Here is a 17,774-nt window from a genome sequence, read left to right on the forward strand (position 1 = left end):
ACATACGTACAAGTTAAAAGGGTCGCCTATGGCAACGCAAAAAATGAAATTTTATATCGCAACCATTCTTAATCCTCAAAATGATAGAGAATGTGACTTCTACACCAATGGTCTTCTTGCTGTTGAAGGCACAAAGATCAAAGACATCCTTCCTTTAGAGAAAGGTGTTAAGAAGTACGGCGCAAAGATGAATAAGCGTAATACGACTGATTTTGGTCAGGCCGTGATTATGCCAGGATTCTTTGATATGCACTTTCACTGGGTGCAGGACGATGTAAGAGAAATGCCAAAAGACTCTCTTCTTGAGTGGCTTGAGAAATATACATTTCCAACTGAGATGAAATTTGCTGATAAGGCCTATGCTAAGAAACGTGCTGAACAGTTTTTCCAGAAACTTGTTCGTCACGGAACACTTGGTGGTGCATGTTACAGCTCTATTCACGAGCACGCTGTCGATGCGGCAATGAAAAAGTCGAAGGGACATTTCGTGATTGGTAACGTGATCATGAATATGAATTCACCTGAAGCACTTACTCAATCAGAGGAATCATCTCTTAAACTAACCCAAAAACTTATTAAGAAGTTTGGTAAAAAACATTGCTTCACTCCGCGTTTTGCCATCACGACGACTCCAAAAGTGATGAAAGAGGGAAGTAAGATGGCAGATAAGGCAAAGTGCTTTAAGCAAACTCACTTATCTGAAACTCCGGCCGAGATTGATTTCGTTCTTTCGATTTACCGCAATCTTCCGGGCTTTGAGAAAGTGAAGACCTATACTGAAATCTACGAGAAGACCGGGATGCTAGGTGAGAGATCACTTATGGGTCATGGTATTCACCTTTCTACCAAAGAACTTCAAACCCTAAGTAAAACGAAAACCAGTGTTGTTCACTGTCCGACTTCAAATGCTCCAATCGAAGAGAAAGGTCTTGGTTCAGGACTTTTCAACTTCAAGCAAGTTGAAAAGAGCAAAGTAAGATGGGCACTTGGTTCTGATATTGGTGGTGGACCATTTCTTTCAATGTTTGATGTGATGAGAAGCTTTGTTGATCAACATAAGAAGAAAGAGGCCACATATGTGAAGGCCCTTTATCGCTCAACTCTAGCAGGCGCTGAAATTCTGGGCCGTGGAAAAACTTCCGGTAACCTTAATAAAGGTAAAGAAGCTAGCTTCATCGTTGTACCTCTTCCAAAAGATAGTCAACCTAAAGCGGCCGAAGCACTTTTAAGTGACCTCATAACTCCACACCGTAAAAACCGTCATGATTATGAGGGCTTGGTGAAGGATGTTTACTTTTGTGGGAAGGCCCTTATCTAAACAGCCTCTTAAAGTGGCCAAATCGAGATAACACCTCAAAAAATCGACTCATAAGGTAGTCGGAATAAGTTACTGACTTCAGGGAAAACGGCGGATCTTATAGTCTCCTGACTCAGGATCGGTACATAATTCGACTACCTAAAAAAATTGAGAGAAGAATGAATTCCCCTCGCATTCTGTACATTGATGATGAAATTGATCTTCTGGATCTTGCCTCCACTTTCTTTGAAGATGAAAACCTTCCCATCGAAACTTGCTCAGATTTTCAAGATGCTTTGGCGCTCATTCGTGCCAACAAGTATGACTTGATTATTTCAGATGCGAAGATGCCTTCAGGCAGTGGGCCCGAGTTATTTCGAATTGTAAGGGCCGAAGGTCTTTATTCTGGTCGCATAGTTTTAGTGACCGGGAACATCGAAGACTTCGGCTCGGAAAAGAGTCGAACAGATTTTGATTTAGTCATTTATAAACCAATTCGTTTTCAAGAACTGGTGACAAAAGTTAAAGAGATGTTATCAATTTAATTCCAGCACAATAGGACAGTGATCTGAACCCATCACATCTGGTTTGATGTATGCATCTTTTACTCGTGGAAGAAGTTCTGGAGTGATGAAGAAGTAATCAATTCTCCATCCAACGTTTCTGGCACGAACGCCAGGCATATTGCTCCACCAGGTATATGCTCCAGTCTTCTCTGGATTAAGGTGACGGAAAATATCGATGTATCCTTCTCCAATAAATTTATCCATCCACGCTCTTTCATTAGGAAGGAAGCCGGTGGTTTTCTGATTGGTTTTAGGATTGGCGAGATCAATTTCTCTATGAGCGGTATTGAAATCTCCCGTGATGATGATGGGTTTCTTCTTACGAAGTTCATTCATCTTTGCGAGGATGTCATCACAAAATTCCATCTTGAACGGAACTCTTTTGTGATCACGTTGTCCATTTGGAAAGTAACAATTCAGGAGATAAAAATCTTGAAATTCGTGAATGAGAACACGGCCTTCGGAATCAAAGCAATGTTTTTCGATATTTTTCGTGTCAAGGATTTTCTCTCGAGAAAATGTGGCCACACCAGAGTAACCTTTCTTTTCGGCTGAACTATGAGAAATCTCATGTTCCTTCATTTCTCGAATTTCAAGAGGAAATTGTTCATAATTTGCCTTTGTCTCTTGTAGGCATAGGATATCTGGTGATTCCTTAGTGAACCATTCAAGAAATCCCTTATTATACACAGAGCGTATACCGTTAACATTCCACGAAATCAGCTTCATAAAAAAATTTTTCCCAGTTATTTTAAAATTAGTTGGTCGATAAGATAGATAATAATTTTTTTGTGAATGGTGAATGACATTCTAGAAAAAATGAATATTATTTTGAATCTCGCCCCAACCTAGATGGAGAACACATGCGTTGCTTTAAGAACATTGCTCAGCTTATTCGTACAAAAAGAATGAATCATCCAAAAGGTTACTCACAGTCTGAGCTTTCTCACTTACTTGGTTATAAGAACGGTCAATTTATTTCAAACGTAGAGCGTGCTCTTTGTAATATCCCTCTGAAAATGCTTCGCAAAGTATCTGAAGTTCTGGATATCCCTGCTGAAGAATTGAAAGCTGCTATTCTTAAAGATCAAGAAGAGACTCTGAACAATTACCTTTATAACATCAAGCCTGCTAAGAAAGAAAAAGCTGAAGTACAAACAACAGCTCATGTTGCAACTTACGGTGCAACAGGTACTGACGGAATTTAATCGTTAAATTTATTAAACAGTTTTAAATAGAAAGGTCAGGCGATGCCTGACCTTTTATTTTTTAGGCTAGACCTTTCAGTTTTAGATAGTCTTCGTAAGTTCCCTCAGATTCTTCCGTGTCTTCTTTATATTCCTCGAAAGCTTCTCTTTGAGAGTCCTTGAAATGCGGATCTTCATTTTCATCTGGTTGGAAATCAGCTTTGGCGATTTCTTCCGGATTCCAATTACGATTATTAGAGTAGGTTAGATCAAGCTTGTAGCGCTCTGTTTTACGCTTTTCCAGCGCTTCACGCTGCCAAGGCTCTAAATTGGCCTCGAAACGACGAAGATGCTCAATACTGTCGAAGAAATTCTTCTCAAGCTTATAGAGTTGGCGCTCATCAACACGATTGAAGTACTCATAGTACTTTCTACGAGTAATTAAATGTTGCTCCAAAAGATTATCGTACTTAACCAGTACCTGATTCGTTGTGAGGACGCGGCCACTGCCCCGACGGTTACGGCCGGACGTTCTAGGACCCGGCTGAGGGCCTCTATTGCGGTTTTCCGGGCGTGGTCCCTGCTGAGACTGCGACCCCTGCCTTGGAGCAGGATTACGGTTGCCAGCGTTTTGAGGACGATTGGCATTGTTTTCCGGGCGAGGACCGCTTGGCTGGCGATTCTGGCCTTCTTGAGGGCCTTGTTGACCTTGGCCACCGCCTCCACCGCTTCTATTGCCACGATAACGACGTCTACGGTTATTACCGCCGCCGCCTCCGCCACCTTGTCCAGGATTAGGATTATTTGAATTATTCCGTGATTCACTCACTGGTCACACCTTGGATGAAAACTTTTTTAGTCTTAATACTATGCTTCAAGCCAAGATTTTGTCTAGGCGAGACGAATAAAACGTGATTCGAGGGGTAGTTTGGCATATAATACTCTCAATTATTTAACTCATATTGAGTGGAGGTTTTTGTGGCCAAGAGAAGAGTAAAAGTTGCTGTCACTGGTGCTGCCGGACAGATTGGATATGCGATCCTTTTCAGAATCGCTTCAGGACAAATGCTAGGACCTGAGACTGAAGTTGAGCTTCAGCTTCTTGAGCTTGAACAGGCACTTCCTGCCCTTAAAGGTGTGGCGATGGAGCTTGAAGACTGTGCTTTCCCACTTCTAAAAAATATCGTTCTAACTTCTGACCTGAATACTGCTTTCAAAGATGCTAACTATGTTGTTTGCGTAGGTTCAGTACCTCGTAAAGAAGGTATGGAGCGTTCAGATCTTCTTAAAATCAACGGTGGTATCTTCACAGCTCAAGGTAAAGCTGTTGAGAAGTCAGCTGCCTCAGACGTAAAAGTATTTGTTGTAGGTAACCCTTGTAATACAAATGCTCTTATCGCCATGAACGCTGCTAAAGGCATTCCATCAGATCGTTTCTTCGCCATGACAACTCTTGATGAGAACCGTGCGAAGGCGCAACTTGCTCTTAAAGCAGGTGTAGATGTTTCATCTGTTAAGAACATGACTATCTGGGGTAACCACTCTGCAACTCAATACCCTGATTTCTACAATGCTCTTATCAACGGTAAACCAGTTACTGATATCATCACAGACACTGAATGGTTAAAAGGTGATTTCATTAAGACGGTTCAACAGCGTGGAGCTGCGATCATTAAAGCTCGCGGTCTTTCTTCAGCTGCTTCAGCTGCAAACGCTGCGATCGATGGTATCTACAATCTTGTTCACGAAACTCCAGCTGGTCAGACATATTCAATGTGTCTTGCTTCTAACGGAGAATACGGTGTTGATAAGGGACTTATCTTCTCTTTCCCTTGCCGTACAGAAGGTGGAAAAATCAAAATCATCGAAGGTATTAAGCACAATGAATTCGGTCAAGAAAAGTTCAAACTTACTCTTGATGAACTTCGTGGCGAGCGTGATGCTGTAAAATCTTTAGGTCTTATCTAAGCTACCAAAATCAGGGGCCCGGAGTGTAACGCTTCGGGCCCTTTTTTCTTGTCATATCCCCCCAATTCCCTATAAAGGGCTCTACGTTTTTTTTTAATGTGTGAGGGCCTTGCCATGAATAACATGCAGGAAACAATCAAGCTTTCCGGGTTTAATAATTTAACGAAGATCTTGTCGTTTAATTTTTACGACTTCTGCATCGCTATGAATGAACAGCAGAAGCAAGACTACATCAATTACATTCATACTAAATACAGTGCTAAGAACATTGGTCTTATTGCTCGTAAAGTGTGTGAAATTATCGAAGCTAACATTCTTTCTGAAACTGTTCAGGATTATGAACCAGTTGGTGCTTCGACAATGACGTTGATGTCAGATATCAAGGGTGGTGGTAACTGGGAAGTTGGTCCGCAAGGACAGGCCGCAGTTAAAATGCACTTGGATAAATCTCACATCACAACTCACACTTATCCTGATGCTTCAGATCCTGAAGGTATTTGTACTTTCCGTCTGGATCTTGATGTTGCGACTTGTGGAGAGATCATTCCACTTAGAGCTTTGAACTATATGTTTGAAGTTTTTGAGTGTGACGTGGTTTACATCGACTACGTTGTTCGTGGATACACTCGTCTTGAAAACGGTAAGAAAATCTACAACGATCACTACTTCAACTCGATTCAGGACTTCATTAAGCCTGAGACGCTTGAGCTTTATAAATATCGCCAGGACCTTAACCTAGCGAACGATAATATCTGGCAGACTAAGCTTATGATTAAGCCAATGGGCCCGGAGAACTATCTTCTAGATCCAAACGATCGTAATCACCCTGATATCGATCACAAGATGGCACTTCTCAAAGACGAAATGAAAGAAGTGTTCCACCTGAACTAATTTCAAAAACTATTTGTTAAATGACAGCCTTTCACGATGACTCGATCATCTGGAAGGTTGTTTTTTATTTCCTGAATCTTTGTCCAGTGAACCTGAGGGGAGAAGTGATGCTCCTGATGGTAGCCGTTGTTGAACCAAATCCAATTATAGAATGAATTGTAGCAGCTGACTGAGTCGCGTTTGCGGTCATAGGGGTCGGCGTGATGATGCTCGCAGTGGTTTTCCCAGAGAGCAAACACCTGACCCAGGAAAATACTCGGAACGATGTAGGTGAGAAAGAGTTTCCAATCGAGCACGAGAAGAACTCCTAAGAACGACAGCATGAAAAGCAATTCAGCGAAAACGAGTTTTGATTTCTTGGCCGCTTCTGTAATAAGTCCAGGAACGTCAGTTCTAAAAACTCCGAGTACAGAGTATGCGATGATATTTTCATCCTTACCGTTCTTTCCATGACGACGAGTTGAAGAATCATCTTTATCTGGTTGGTTGTTATAGCGGTGATGTTGCAAATGATGAAGTCGGTAAGCAGATTGTGGGATACCAATTCCAACTGAATTGAATATCGAGAACATCTGATTTAGAAAATTACTTTTGAAAAACGGAAGATGAATAAAGTTATGCGAGACACACTGATAATTCGTTCCCACCAGAAAGACATTGATGAGAACCAAGATCATGAGCACACCCAGACTAAGCGGAGTTACAAAGGGCAACGCTAAGAGGGCAAACTGAAGCATGGCCAGGATCACTAACAAGATGTCTTTGTGAGAATGTTTAAGCATACGAATATTGTATGCGAATTCAAATTTTAAGAAAGAGTGGCAGTAATACCAATATTCCGAGGAGAAAGCTCTTCTTCAAAAAACTCCTGAACCTGGACCTGATAGCCCTGTTCCTCCAAGAAAATCGCCCTATCTAGCTGGAGATACAATTCCATAACTCGTCCGAAGGCATTACGGATCATCCCTGTTGCCAGCATACGGTCGATTAAAAGTTTTAAATCCGGGTGGGAGAAGAAGGCATTTAATTCCTCTTCCGTATGTCGAGGTTCAAGGTTAATTCGCTTAAACTGCTCAAGTGCATAATGACCAAAACTCTTGTCGTAGAGCTTGGGTGACGAGTTCCCAAGAGTCACCAGTTCTTTGATGTCGTAATGATCATGAAGAAGGATATGAATGGCGTAGCGGAAATACTTCACCTTCTGTTTCAGATCGAAATCTTTCTCATCCATTTTACGATGAGCGCGACAAGCAAGAGTCAAAGCAAACTTATGCATATCCAGTCGATCAGGAAACCCTTGCGCGAAGGTCGAAATATTCTGCAAATCAGTCTTGTCCAACGTGTGATAGCAGCAACCAAAGTTCACCAAGGCGGGAACTTTTTTAGAACTACTGACCTTGATGATATCGAGGGCCAGGCGACCACATGTATGAAGTCCAATAGGCATGACGTTTTGTTTTAGAATTTCAACAAACTCACCCTCATCACTGACTTTCACATTCTTGTACTGCACTTTATTGGCAGGATCTTTGGCGTTTTTCGTGTGAATCTCTGTTCCGGTTTTTTGGAGTTCAGGATTCATATCCAGAGAAGTGACTTTCAGTTTGTATTGGTTATTAAGCGTCTGAGCGAGATAACCAATGCCTCCACCGATATCCACCACCTGATCGATCTTATGGGCGTGATACAAATGATTTAAGTGCGGGGCGAGACGGCGGATTTCATGCTGCTTTTTAGGGATCATGAATAACCAGGTCCAAGGCTCTTCTGGCATCTTTTCGTAGTCAGGGACTTGAGGAAGTTTAGAGAGTTCCTCAATTCGTTGATAAAACTCAATCAGAGAAGGGTTTTCGATATAGTCAAAAACGTCCTTCTTTTCCAGTCGGATCACGTCTTCTTTGTTCTGGAACCGGCGTAAATCCTCGACCCATTCCATAGGGTAACCTTCCAATGGATTTGGATACATCAGCATGATTTCGTTTTGCCATATTCTTTGATATGGTTTTAAAAAATCCAAAATCTCTTGGAAGCGTTCTCGGTGATTCATTTCGAAAGGGTATATCACAGCTTATGAACAAGATAAATAAAGTGGCCATCTACGGGATGGGAAAATCCGGTAAGGCCGCCCTTAAACTCGCTAAAAAATACAAGCAAGACTTCTATGCCGTGAATAAGGGTCCAGTACAGACCTGGTGGGAGGCCGAGCAATTAGCTGATATCTGTGGAACCTGTGCCTGTGCCTCGGAAGAGGACTTCGCTCAGCATTTTCATAAAATGGACGAAATCGTTATTTCTCCTGGAATACCAACCACTCATCCGGCCTTGAAAAAGGCGGTAGAGAAGGGTGTGCCTATCATTTCTGAGATTGAATACGCTTACCGCAGGACCAAGGACATTCCGGTGATTGCGATCACGGGAACAAACGGCAAGACCACGACAACCACCATGATTGCTGAGGCCCTTAAAATGGCAGGCAAGAGTGTTTTCTGCGGCGGTAATATTGGAATCCCTTATTGTGATCTCGCTATCTCGGGTGAGAAAGTTGATTATGCTGTGATTGAAGTATCTAGCTTTCAGCTCGAGACGATTAAAGAATTTCATCCAAAGATTGGTTTGATCTTAAACGTCTTCCCGAATCATTCTGAGCGCTATGATGCTGTTCATGACTATGCGACAGCGAAGTTTAATATGCTGAAGAACATGACTGGCGAAGATCATCTGATTCTGGGAACTGAGAACCCATACTTGGATGATATTAAAGATCATCCAGCGAAGCGCACATATTTTACAAAGGGAAATCTTCCTACTGAATTTAAGTCAATGTTTGATTTCTCAAAGGCACGCGCTCGAGGGGAGCATAATGAAGCGAACTTCTTCGCGGCCTATGAAGTTCTTCGCCTTCTAAAGATTCCAAATCTTAAAGAGCTGTTCCAACAATTCATCAATGAATTTCCTGGTGTTGCTCACCGTCTGGAATTCGTTCTTTCAAGAGACGGGCTGACTCTTTATAACGATGCTAAGTCGACCAACTCTCTGGCCACGACAACTGCCATCAATGCCTTCAAAGATTCAACTGAGCCGTTGTATCTCATCCTGGGTGGCAAGCTTCGTAATGAAAGTGACAAGCTTCTGCCTGATCTTCTTCCATTTAAGGGCAAAATCGCCAAGATCTTCACAATTGGTGACGTCACTGAGCGCTTGTACCAGGAATTAGGAAATGATTTTGAAGTTGAGAAAGCAGGGGACTTGAAAACAGTGTTTGAGAAAGCAAAGGGCCTCAAAGGCAATCTGGTTTTTTCACCTGCATTTCCTTCGTTTGATCAATTTAAAAACTATGTGGATCGTGGAGAGAAGTTCAAGGCCTGGGCGAAAGAAGCTTTCTAGTGGCGATTCATGTGATCGTTGTAGCTTTGATCGATTGAGGCCGGAGATCTTTCGTTAACATGTTCAGGTGCTTTCTCTGCCATTGCAGTTTCAAATGAAATTTTGGCGATGAAGAACACCATCAAAACCATTACGATCGAACCTAATTTAACGCCCATATATGCCCCAAATAACAAGCTAAGTTATTGTCTCTTAGGGCCATATCGGCATATTAAACGAAAACCTTAGAATTTTTAGGCAAAGATTATTGAGATTTTACTGCCAAGTTTCCGAGGCGCTCTAAAACCTGATGAACATCGGCCTTATTTTGATAGAGACCGAAGCCAAATCTCAAGCGTTTCCCCCGACGATCTATAAGCACACTGACTTTCTTTAAGGCCTCTTGAATGCCCTCAGCTTCTTCCAGGGTTGCTGCTTCAAAGGTCAAAAAGTGCCCGTGCCAGCCAAGATTTAAGTCAAAAAGCGGGGTCAGATTATGGCCCGCTATAAAGCTCTTTGGGATGCCTTTTAAGAATTCCTGCTGAAGTTCCCGAACGTAAGTGTGAATCGCTTCTACGCTTAATCCTTCACTCTCAAAGAGGTCCCAGGCAGCGTTGAAACGGTAAAGACCAGAAGGGTCTTGAGTAGCACCCATGAACGCCATTCCATCATCCGAGTAACCTACTTGGGCACCGGCAGGTTTAGTCAGATGGGCATACTCTGCGAACCATCCGGTGTAGGCCGGACGCCAATGACCTTTTGGAACCACCATGAAGCCCACACCTTCGCCCCCCTGGCCGTATTTATAACCGCCACCGAGGTAGAAGATTTTGCCTTCAAGTTTTGAGAGATTAGTCGGGATCGCTGCAAACCCATGGTAGCCATCGACCACCATAATTGTTTGTGCTTCTACCGCCTCAGAAATTTCCTGAAGCTCATCATCAGTGAAGGCCACACCAGAATCAAAGAAGACCTGGCTTAAAAAGAACACGTCGGGTTTTTTAGCGAGCTCTTTTTTGAGATCGTTAATGACCCCACGGCGGTCTCTCATGAAATTTTCTGATGAAACTATGCTGACATTGATTTCAGGAATTTCAGACAGACGAAGAATTTGTCTTCTCCATGAGTGAAATTCATTACTCGTAGTTAGAATTGAAAGTCCCGGTCTTCCTATGAAAAGAGAAAGAAGACGAGTCGAGAGTTCATGAGTATTAGGGGCAAAAACAATTTGATTGGGATCTTTAAGTTTCAAAATATCGGCGATGTGTTTTTGTGCCTTAGGTATCACTTCGCCGAAGATCTTGTTCCATTTTTCATCACTTGCCAGAGCAGTGTCGTCCCAATAGCGAAGTTGCGCTTCTCTGGTGACGTCTGGCCAGAAGTGATGTGAGTGGGCCGCGAAGTGAAGTTTCCCTTCGTGACCATTTAAAAACCTTGTGTAGTATCGCTTATGGTCTGAATGAGTCATATACGATGTCCAATTGGTCCTTAATGTTTTGTGGAAGTGCCGGAATCATAGATTTCGGAATGAGGAAGGTCGCGAGATTGAAAAAATCAATGAAGGCGCGATTTCTCTCAGTCGTTGATCTCAGGTATTCGTGACCGGAAGATCCACCAGTTCCAATTTTTGTTCCAAGAATTCTTTGAACCATAATGGCGTGACGATAACGCCAGGTCGTAAATTTTTCATCCACTTCAACCAGTGCATTTAGAATTCTGAATGGCATTTGAAGAGCAGGGTAATCACGATAAAGATAAATGAATACCGCCGACAACATCGCCTTCTGAGAAAGGCGAACTTTGCCTTCACCTTGCCAAGCTGAATACAGTCTTGAATCAAGAAGGGTATTGAAAGTATTTTGAGTCATGTCCAAATTCTTAAGTTCCATCGTGCGAGTGCGATCATCCAGAACTGGGTTATTTGAGATGATCTCACGATCTTGCTTCAGCATCTTATCAACGGCGTGAGAGTATTCGCCCCAGAAATCAAAATCTTCGAACTGGCTGAATGGCATTCTTTCAAGCCACGCCTCAAGAAGTTCAAAAATACTGATTCGTGCTTCTTCAGCTTCCAGAAGTTTTTTATCCTCAGCTTTCAAGCGAGAGTTGAAGAATTGTTTTTCAACTTCCATGCGATGCTGGGCCTTGATACCAAGAATCGCCTCGATCAATTTGAATTGAATACTCTGGAATCCAGAGGCAGGAACCAGAAAATCTCTGAATTCCATGAAGTCGAGAGATGTCATCGTTTCCATCACCTGAATCTGATCAATCAGGAGTTGCTGAATCGTTGTCACTCGTTCAATGCGAGCGATAATGACCGACAGATCCGTAGATGGAACAAACGGCTGCTGCATGATTTCTCGAACTGAATTTAGTTCGTGAAGAATCTGTTTGAACCACAGCTCATAGGCCTGGTGAATGATGATAAATAGGGTCTCGTCATGGGCGGTTTTGCCGTATTTAGTACTCTCTGGGGCCTGAGCGTTCAGGATTTTAGGGAGTTGCAGGTAGTCACCGTAATAAACTGGAGTCTGGATTTTCATTTAAGCCTTCCCAAGGATGTCGGAGGGGAGTAATTTATTTAAACGAGGATATTCTATGAAAAAAGCTTTCGATCTATCAAATCAAACCATTAAATCTAATATTCAAAAACTCAGAAAAGTTATGACGGACCGTGGCCTGGATGGCATGTACATCTCAAGCTTTGACCCTTTTCTGAATGAATACGTTCCTCTTCAGGACAATCACCGCTTTTATATCACGGGCTTCACTGGCTCGATGGCAGAAGTACTGGTTCCGGCCAATGGCCGTGTCAGACTTTATGTGGATGGTCGCTACCATGAGCAAGCGGACCTGGAAGTAGATGCGACGGAAGTTGAAGTCATGAAGACGGGCCCTGATTCTTCAACGACTCAGGACCTGGCAAACGATGTGAAGAAACTAGGAATTAAGAAACTTGGTTACGAAGCTGATCGTACGGCTCTTGGATATTTGAAGAAACTTTCTGAAGTGGCCTCAGAAACAGTTGCCCTTGAAGGTGGAGAACTTGCCAAAGAAATTCCTTTTGAAGCTCTTCCAGCGTTAAAGGAAGTGCAACTGGTTCCTCGCGAATGGCGCGGACGTGATACCTTAGAAAAAACTCGTTCAATTTTCTCGAATGAGAAAGAAGCGATGTTCTTAACGGCCCTTGATTCAATTGCCTGGATCACAAACTGCCGCGGTTATCACCTTCCGTTTCTTTCAAGCTTCTACGCCAAAGCACTTGTGACGAAAGAAAAGGTTTATGTGTTTGTTACACCGGAAACTCCGGTTTCAGATAAGGCGAAGAAGGAATCAGGTTTAGAGTTCATTGCTCTTCCGTTTAATAATCTTCCTCGAGAACTTGATCGTCTTCAAAACACACTTCACTTAAATGAAGTGCAGTATATGCCAAGCATGCTGAACTCAGCTGACTTTGCGATGCTCGTGAAGGTTTTCGGAACTGATCGCCTGAAAGAAAAGGCCGATGGCCTTTATGGTTATCAGTCAATCAAAGAGCCGGTTGAAATTCAACAGATGGACGCTTCATTCAGAAAAGCTGATAAGGCGATCTTTAATACTATCAAGTGGGTCAAAGATTCGATCAAAGCTGGAAAACGCATTACTGAGCTTGATCTCTATAACGAGACAACGAAGAAATACAAAGAGCAGGGTGCTCACGACCAGAGCTTCAATACTATCGCAGGTGTTGGACCAAACGGGTCCATCGTTCACTACGGTGATCCATCTGATGAAGTGGTGATTAAAGATACGGACATGATCCTTCTTGATTCTGGCGGATATTTTGATGGTGGTTGGGCAACTGATACCACGCGAACTTTCTTCGGTGATTCATCGAAGAAGGCCGATCCTAAGATGATTGAGATCTATACGCTTGTTCTGAAAGGTACTCTGGCCGTTCAATCAGCAGTTTTTCCTGAAGGCACAAAAGGTAACGTCCTGGATGGTCTAGCAAGAAACGCCATGAGAAAGTACGGCTATGATTACAGTCACGGAACTGGTCACGGTGTTGGTGTTCACGTGCACGAACCAGGTGTGAGAATTTCGACAATTTCAAATGTTCCCATGAAAGCGGGACAAGTGGTTTCAATTGAACCAGGAATTTATATCCCTGGCTTCGGTGGTGTTCGTCTTGAGAACATTGCCTGGGTCGAAAAGCATCCGAAGTATCCCAAGATGCTTCGTTTTGTTCCATTCGTTTATATCGGATTTGATCCGGCCTTGATCGACATGAATCTTCTTAATTCAGAAGAGAAAGTGCTTCTCGAAGAGTATGAGGCAGAATGTACGAAGCGTGGAACGAGCCTAAGAACGCTTAAGTAATCTCATCATTTCAGCAATTAAAATCATGACTGCCAAAGTGATCCCCATTTGAACAAATGGAGGATTGCTTGGTGGTTCATCATCTTTCCCACCTACATTTTGAATCGTGCCACAGCTTCCAAGTAGTCCACCTGAAAGTCCAAAGGCATCCACGTGCATTGGATAAAGATACGTTACGCCGTCCACATCATCTTGCCCGAGATTCGTTCGAAGACTGACTGTTCTGTAGTACATCAGTGCTGCTGAATCTTTTGAATGACCTAATCCAATAGCGTGGCCAATTTCATGAGCAATTACAGAAACTTTATCGGAATGAGAAAGAGCGGCAAAAGTCGGAGCAAAGTCATTAATGAGAATGACTGCACCCACGATTTTCTTTCCACTGAACTTATTGGGAATCGTAACCGCAAGAACGTTGTTAGAACCAAAGTTAAGGGGATTGCTGTTGCAAGCGATGATGATGTCTGTCACTGGTGGAATCAATCCATCCGGATCGGCATTACCGTCATCGATACAGTCCTGATCAGTCGGAGAGCAAAGACGTCCTTGATTGATATTATTAATCGCCTCTGAGGCTCCGGAAGCATCGAGTACAAGCGCCGAAGTCGGAACCTGGTTCCAGAATTTATCCACCGCCGGTTTAATCATGTCTTCCAGCTCGGAAGGTGTCACTCCAGCATTGGCCGGATTACAGATGGTGTTGCCCGCAATTCTCACCTTAACGTTATTATCTTTGAATGAAGCTCCAAAGTTATTGTTAAGGGTATAAGCGTGAGCAGTTCCAATTGTAAGTATCAAACCAAGGATGAACTTCATAAAACCTACTGATCCCAGTAATAGGAAATAAAGAGTGTATATGAAACCTGACGTCTTTCTTCTTTGAAGATGGCGTATGTGTATGTCTGAAGACGTACTGCCCATTCATCGAATTTCGTCTCTAGACCCAGATCGAAAGTATTGTTCAAACTTGAACGGTTTTCTTCCGGATAATAGAAAGTGGAAGTTGAGTTACCGTTGTTAATCTCTGCCTTACCACCGCGTCCATGTTGGTTGGCCCACATGATACTTGTACCTACGCGAAGTCTTAGCCAATCGAGCGGGTCATAACCAAAATCAGCTCGGAACATGAAAAGGTTTTTAATGATTTTTGAATCATCGATAAAGCGTGGAAGAACCCAGTTAAGCTCTGGTAGAAAACGCCAACCATATCTAACAGGCATTGAAAGACCTGCACCGATGGTTGGGGCCTTGGCATCAAATTTACGCGTTCCGCCCGAAGTGTTGATCTGAATGCTATCGTAAAATTCGGTATGGGTACCAAGATTGAAGAGGATAGACTCAATCTGCTTTTTCTCTTCAACTTTCACGGGTTGAACAGGTCGAGTTTGGCGAGGGTTTGTGGTTTTCTTCGTCCGTCTACCATAAGTAGAAAGATCTTGAGCAGAGGCCGTTAAGCAAAAACAGCCTAATATAGTCCACAAAATTAATCTCTGAGTCATTGGTAAAGACTATCAAAAATCTTAGCGGATCGCTATCATAGAGCGATATATATTTTGGAGCTTCCAACTATGTTCGAAAATTTTAAGGTTCCTTCTGATCTTATTCCTTCCGACCCTCGCTTTGGAGTTGGTCCTTCACTTATTCCCATTGAAGCGGTCGAGAATCTTGCAAAGTCTGGCAGCAAACTTCTGGGCACCAGTCACCGAAAAGATCCGATTAAAAATCTCGTAAAAGAAGTTCAAGACGGTCTTCGTACTTATTTTAAATTACCAGCCGATTATGAAATCGTTCTTGGGAACGGTGGCGCCACTTTCCTTTGGGACATGATGGGCCTTGGATTAGTTGAAAAGTCTTCGCTTCATTATATTTGTGGAGAGTTTTCAGATAAATGGTATCGCTCACATAAGCAGATTCCTTGGATCAAGGCCAAGGAAGTGAAGGTAGAGTTCGGGGAAGGCATCAATCCGAAAGAAGAACCTGGATATGATTTCATCTGCTGTACATTGAATGAAACATCGACGGGTGTTCAGCTTTCAAATATTCCAAAGCTAAAAGATCCAAACACATTGATGGCGGTTGATGCCACATCGGGTGCGGGACAAATTCCAGCGGATTTCACTAATATTGATATTTACTATTTTTCGCCTCAAAAAGTTTTTGCTTCAGATGGCGGCTTCTATGTGGCCATCATGTCACCAAAGGCCATTGCTCGCGCAAAGAAAATTCAGGAAGATAAAACTCGCTACATTCCTGAGGTGATGAAATGGTCAAATGCCATTGAAAACTCACGTGGGCATCAGACTTACAATACACCGGCAATCGCCACGATCTTCCTTTTGAATGAGCAAATCAAACTCATGAATAAGCTGGGCGAGGCGAAGGTCACAGAGCTTGCTAAGAAAAAAGCTGAACTGATGTATGGATGGGCAGAGAAAAAACCTTATCTTTCTCCCTTTGTTAAGAACCCGGAGTTTCGTTCTCAAGCAGTGGTGTGTATCGATGTGGATGAAAAGTACAAAGTTGATGACTTGATTAAAGTTCTTCGCGCTCAAGGTGTGGCGGTTGATATTGATGGTTATCGAAAGCTTGGAAGAAACCAATTTCGAATCGCACTTTTTCATAACGTGAGTTATGAGAATCTGGAAAAGCTCACAAAAATTATTTCGCTCGCCATCGAATCAGAAAAATAACTTTAATTTCGCATCGAGCACTTTCATTCTGAGAGTGCTCGACTTTCAGCGGCTACATTTCTTCTTAAGTTTTACGATTCCTCTCGCAACTGTATTTCGAAGAGTTAAATCACCAGTGTAAAATTCAGTGTTGGTGTCATTCTGTCGCCTTGAGCGATACTTACTTCATTTGTTATAAACGCCGCCGTCTAGTCTTAACCAAGGAAGAATCATGAAAAGACATGCGGTACTCACTTTGGCGTTACTTTCAACTTCGGTTTATGCAGAACGATTTTCAACTAATAATAGTCCCAATGTATTTTCAAAAATCGTTAACACACAAATGATTTACCGCTTCGATAGTCTTCCTTTAAGCGGAAGACTCAATGATGATCGCCTTGGTTGGTCTGAATCATTTTGGCCATCCAATCGTGGAGGCATTGCCTATCGATGGAGTCATCCAAATCCTCAGCCATTCAAATACAGACTCTATACTAAGGAAGAACTTAAAAAAATGAGTGAGAAAGAGATTGGACAACTTTCTCCGGCGGAACTTTATGACATCACTTTGAGTGATTATAATTACACTCTCACAAGGAAGGTTTTAAGTTCATACAGCCCAAAGGATCTTTGGTGGGAAGGAATCTGTCACGGATGGGCGCTGGCCGCGGCCAATTATCCTGAGCCCGCACCTGTGAGAATCCGAAATAAAGATGGGATCGTTACCAACTTTGGGTCTTCCGATGTGAAGGCGCTTCTGGCCATGCACGATGCTTATAATTATCAAGGTACTTACGCACAAATTGGAATGCGTTGTAATGCCAGTGGAAAGGTCCCTGGTGAAGGGGATGATCGTGATGCTAATCCAAATCCTCCAGCGCCTGAACTCGCAAATTCTCCAGATTGTGTTGATGTGAATGCGGGAGCGTTTCACGTTTCACTTACAAACTTGATTGGAATCCATTCCAGAGGATTCGTGGCAGACGTAGATCGCTTTGGTGATGTATGGAATCAGCCAGTGACGAGTTATTCCTCACAAGTTGTGGGTGAAGAAGAGGTGACACCTGATCATCGAACACAGGGGATTGAGAGAAGAATTAAAGTGGCGACAAAATTCACCTACGGTGAAGAGCTTAAGTTTTGGACCGCAGAAGCGGAGGCCGCTGGGTCTCGTAACTTTGTTTCAAAACTTCCAGTGACAAATACTGTTCACCAGGAATTTCGAAGCAAAAATTATGAGTATATTGTTGAGCTTGATTATCGTGGCAATGTCATCGGTGGAGAATGGCTTACTGAAACTCGCCCAGACTTTATGTGGATCATAACGAGAGATAAAAAATTTAATAATTATCCTTATCCTCTGTCGGGACTTAATATGATTTATCAGCCAGTTAAAAGATAAAGAAAGTTTAAAAACTAGTTAAAGAAAATTGAGTAACAGTTAATCTTTAAGGAGAAGGATGATAGG

General features: G+C 42.7%; 18 protein-coding genes. 9 read left to right on the plus strand and 9 right to left on the minus strand.

Features of this window, described 5'->3' with window-relative positions; translation table 11 throughout:
* Positions 1-28: 28 nt before the first annotated feature.
* Positions 29-1,318, plus strand: coding sequence for an amidohydrolase family protein (locus tag SOO65_RS06475; protein WP_321398539.1), 1,290 nt, complete (start codon positions 29-31; stop codon positions 1,316-1,318).
* A 158-nt stretch (positions 1,319-1,476) separates the two neighbouring features.
* On the plus strand, positions 1,477-1,842 hold the full coding sequence (locus SOO65_RS06480; protein WP_321398541.1) for a response regulator: 366 nt from the start codon (positions 1,477-1,479) through the stop codon (positions 1,840-1,842).
* On the opposite strand, the gene SOO65_RS06485 is transcribed toward SOO65_RS06480, so the two are convergent.
* Positions 1,834-2,592 carry an exodeoxyribonuclease III gene (locus SOO65_RS06485; RefSeq protein WP_321398543.1) on the minus strand — a complete coding sequence of 253 codons (759 nt, stop codon included), beginning with the start codon at positions 2,590-2,592 and terminating at the stop codon, positions 1,834-1,836. The genes SOO65_RS06480 and SOO65_RS06485 overlap by 9 nt on opposite strands.
* A 134-nt stretch (positions 2,593-2,726) precedes the next feature.
* Here SOO65_RS06485 and SOO65_RS06490 point away from each other — a divergent pair, with 134 nt between their 5' ends.
* Positions 2,727-3,071 carry a helix-turn-helix domain-containing protein gene (locus SOO65_RS06490; protein WP_321398545.1) on the plus strand — a complete coding sequence of 115 codons (345 nt, stop codon included), beginning with the start codon at positions 2,727-2,729 and terminating at the stop codon, positions 3,069-3,071.
* Between the two features lie 61 nt (positions 3,072-3,132).
* Here the strand turns inward: SOO65_RS06490 and SOO65_RS06495 are convergent, their stop codons facing one another.
* The gene (locus tag SOO65_RS06495) at positions 3,133-3,879 is read right to left on the minus strand and encodes a hypothetical protein (RefSeq protein WP_321398548.1); all 747 of its coding nucleotides are present in this window, start codon (positions 3,877-3,879) and stop codon (positions 3,133-3,135) included.
* Between the two features lie 149 nt (positions 3,880-4,028).
* Here SOO65_RS06495 and SOO65_RS06500 point away from each other — a divergent pair, with 149 nt between their 5' ends.
* Both SOO65_RS06500 and SOO65_RS06505 read left to right on the plus strand, forming a co-directional pair.
* Entirely contained in the window at positions 4,029-5,018 is a 990-nt protein-coding gene (locus SOO65_RS06500) for a malate dehydrogenase (protein WP_321398550.1), read from the plus strand.
* Between the two features lie 114 nt (positions 5,019-5,132).
* Positions 5,133-5,909: an S-adenosylmethionine decarboxylase gene (locus SOO65_RS06505; protein WP_321398552.1), complete on the plus strand. Its 777-nt coding sequence runs from the start codon at positions 5,133-5,135 to the stop codon at positions 5,907-5,909.
* Between the two features lie 2 nt (positions 5,910-5,911).
* Here the strand turns inward: SOO65_RS06505 and SOO65_RS06510 are convergent, their stop codons facing one another.
* Positions 5,912-6,691, minus strand: coding sequence for a fatty acid desaturase family protein (locus tag SOO65_RS06510; RefSeq protein ID WP_321398554.1), 780 nt, complete (start codon positions 6,689-6,691; stop codon positions 5,912-5,914).
* A 26-nt stretch (positions 6,692-6,717) separates the two neighbouring features.
* On the minus strand, positions 6,718-7,956 hold the full coding sequence (locus tag SOO65_RS06515; protein ID WP_321398556.1) for a methyltransferase: 1,239 nt from the start codon (positions 7,954-7,956) through the stop codon (positions 6,718-6,720).
* A 23-nt stretch (positions 7,957-7,979) separates the two neighbouring features.
* Here SOO65_RS06515 and murD point away from each other — a divergent pair, with 23 nt between their 5' ends.
* On the plus strand, positions 7,980-9,293 hold the full coding sequence (gene murD / locus SOO65_RS06520; RefSeq protein WP_321398559.1) for a UDP-N-acetylmuramoyl-L-alanine--D-glutamate ligase: 1,314 nt from the start codon (positions 7,980-7,982) through the stop codon (positions 9,291-9,293).
* Here the strand turns inward: murD and SOO65_RS06525 are convergent.
* From SOO65_RS06525 to SOO65_RS06535, 3 genes are all read right to left on the minus strand, one after another.
* Positions 9,290-9,451, minus strand: a complete 162-nt coding sequence (locus SOO65_RS06525) for a hypothetical protein (protein WP_321398561.1) — start codon at positions 9,449-9,451, stop codon at positions 9,290-9,292. The two genes, murD and SOO65_RS06525, sit on opposite strands and share 4 nt — an antisense overlap.
* Positions 9,452-9,537: 86 nt before the next feature.
* Positions 9,538-10,740 (minus strand): aminotransferase class V-fold PLP-dependent enzyme, encoded by a 1,203-nt coding sequence (locus SOO65_RS06530; RefSeq protein WP_321398563.1) that lies wholly within the window; start codon positions 10,738-10,740, stop codon positions 9,538-9,540.
* The gene (locus SOO65_RS06535) at positions 10,721-11,818 is read right to left on the minus strand and encodes a tryptophan 2,3-dioxygenase family protein (protein ID WP_321398565.1); all 1,098 of its coding nucleotides are present in this window, start codon (positions 11,816-11,818) and stop codon (positions 10,721-10,723) included. Before SOO65_RS06535 ends, SOO65_RS06530 begins: the two co-directional genes overlap by 20 nt.
* A gap of 55 nt (positions 11,819-11,873) precedes the next feature.
* Here SOO65_RS06535 and SOO65_RS06540 point away from each other — a divergent pair, with 55 nt between their 5' ends.
* Positions 11,874-13,637, plus strand: a complete 1,764-nt coding sequence (locus tag SOO65_RS06540) for a M24 family metallopeptidase (protein ID WP_321398568.1) — start codon at positions 11,874-11,876, stop codon at positions 13,635-13,637.
* Here SOO65_RS06540 and SOO65_RS06545 read toward each other — a convergent pair.
* Both SOO65_RS06545 and SOO65_RS06550 read right to left on the minus strand, forming a co-directional pair.
* The gene (locus tag SOO65_RS06545) at positions 13,620-14,453 is read right to left on the minus strand and encodes a matrixin family metalloprotease (RefSeq protein WP_321398569.1); all 834 of its coding nucleotides are present in this window, start codon (positions 14,451-14,453) and stop codon (positions 13,620-13,622) included. The two genes, SOO65_RS06540 and SOO65_RS06545, sit on opposite strands and share 18 nt — an antisense overlap.
* A gap of 5 nt (positions 14,454-14,458) precedes the next feature.
* A complete protein-coding gene (locus tag SOO65_RS06550; protein ID WP_321398571.1) occupies positions 14,459-15,118 on the minus strand; it encodes a hypothetical protein in 660 nt (219 codons plus the stop codon).
* Between the two features lie 87 nt (positions 15,119-15,205).
* Here SOO65_RS06550 and SOO65_RS06555 point away from each other — a divergent pair, with 87 nt between their 5' ends.
* Entirely contained in the window at positions 15,206-16,327 is a 1,122-nt protein-coding gene (locus tag SOO65_RS06555) for an aminotransferase class V-fold PLP-dependent enzyme (RefSeq protein ID WP_321398573.1), read from the plus strand.
* Between the two features lie 211 nt (positions 16,328-16,538).
* Positions 16,539-17,708 carry a hypothetical protein gene (locus SOO65_RS06560; RefSeq protein WP_321398575.1) on the plus strand — a complete coding sequence of 390 codons (1,170 nt, stop codon included), beginning with the start codon at positions 16,539-16,541 and terminating at the stop codon, positions 17,706-17,708.
* The last annotated feature ends 66 nt before the right edge of the window (positions 17,709-17,774 follow it).

Source organism: Peredibacter starrii (assembly GCF_034259205.1).
GTDB lineage: Bacteria > Bdellovibrionota > Bacteriovoracia > Bacteriovoracales > Bacteriovoracaceae > Peredibacter > Peredibacter starrii.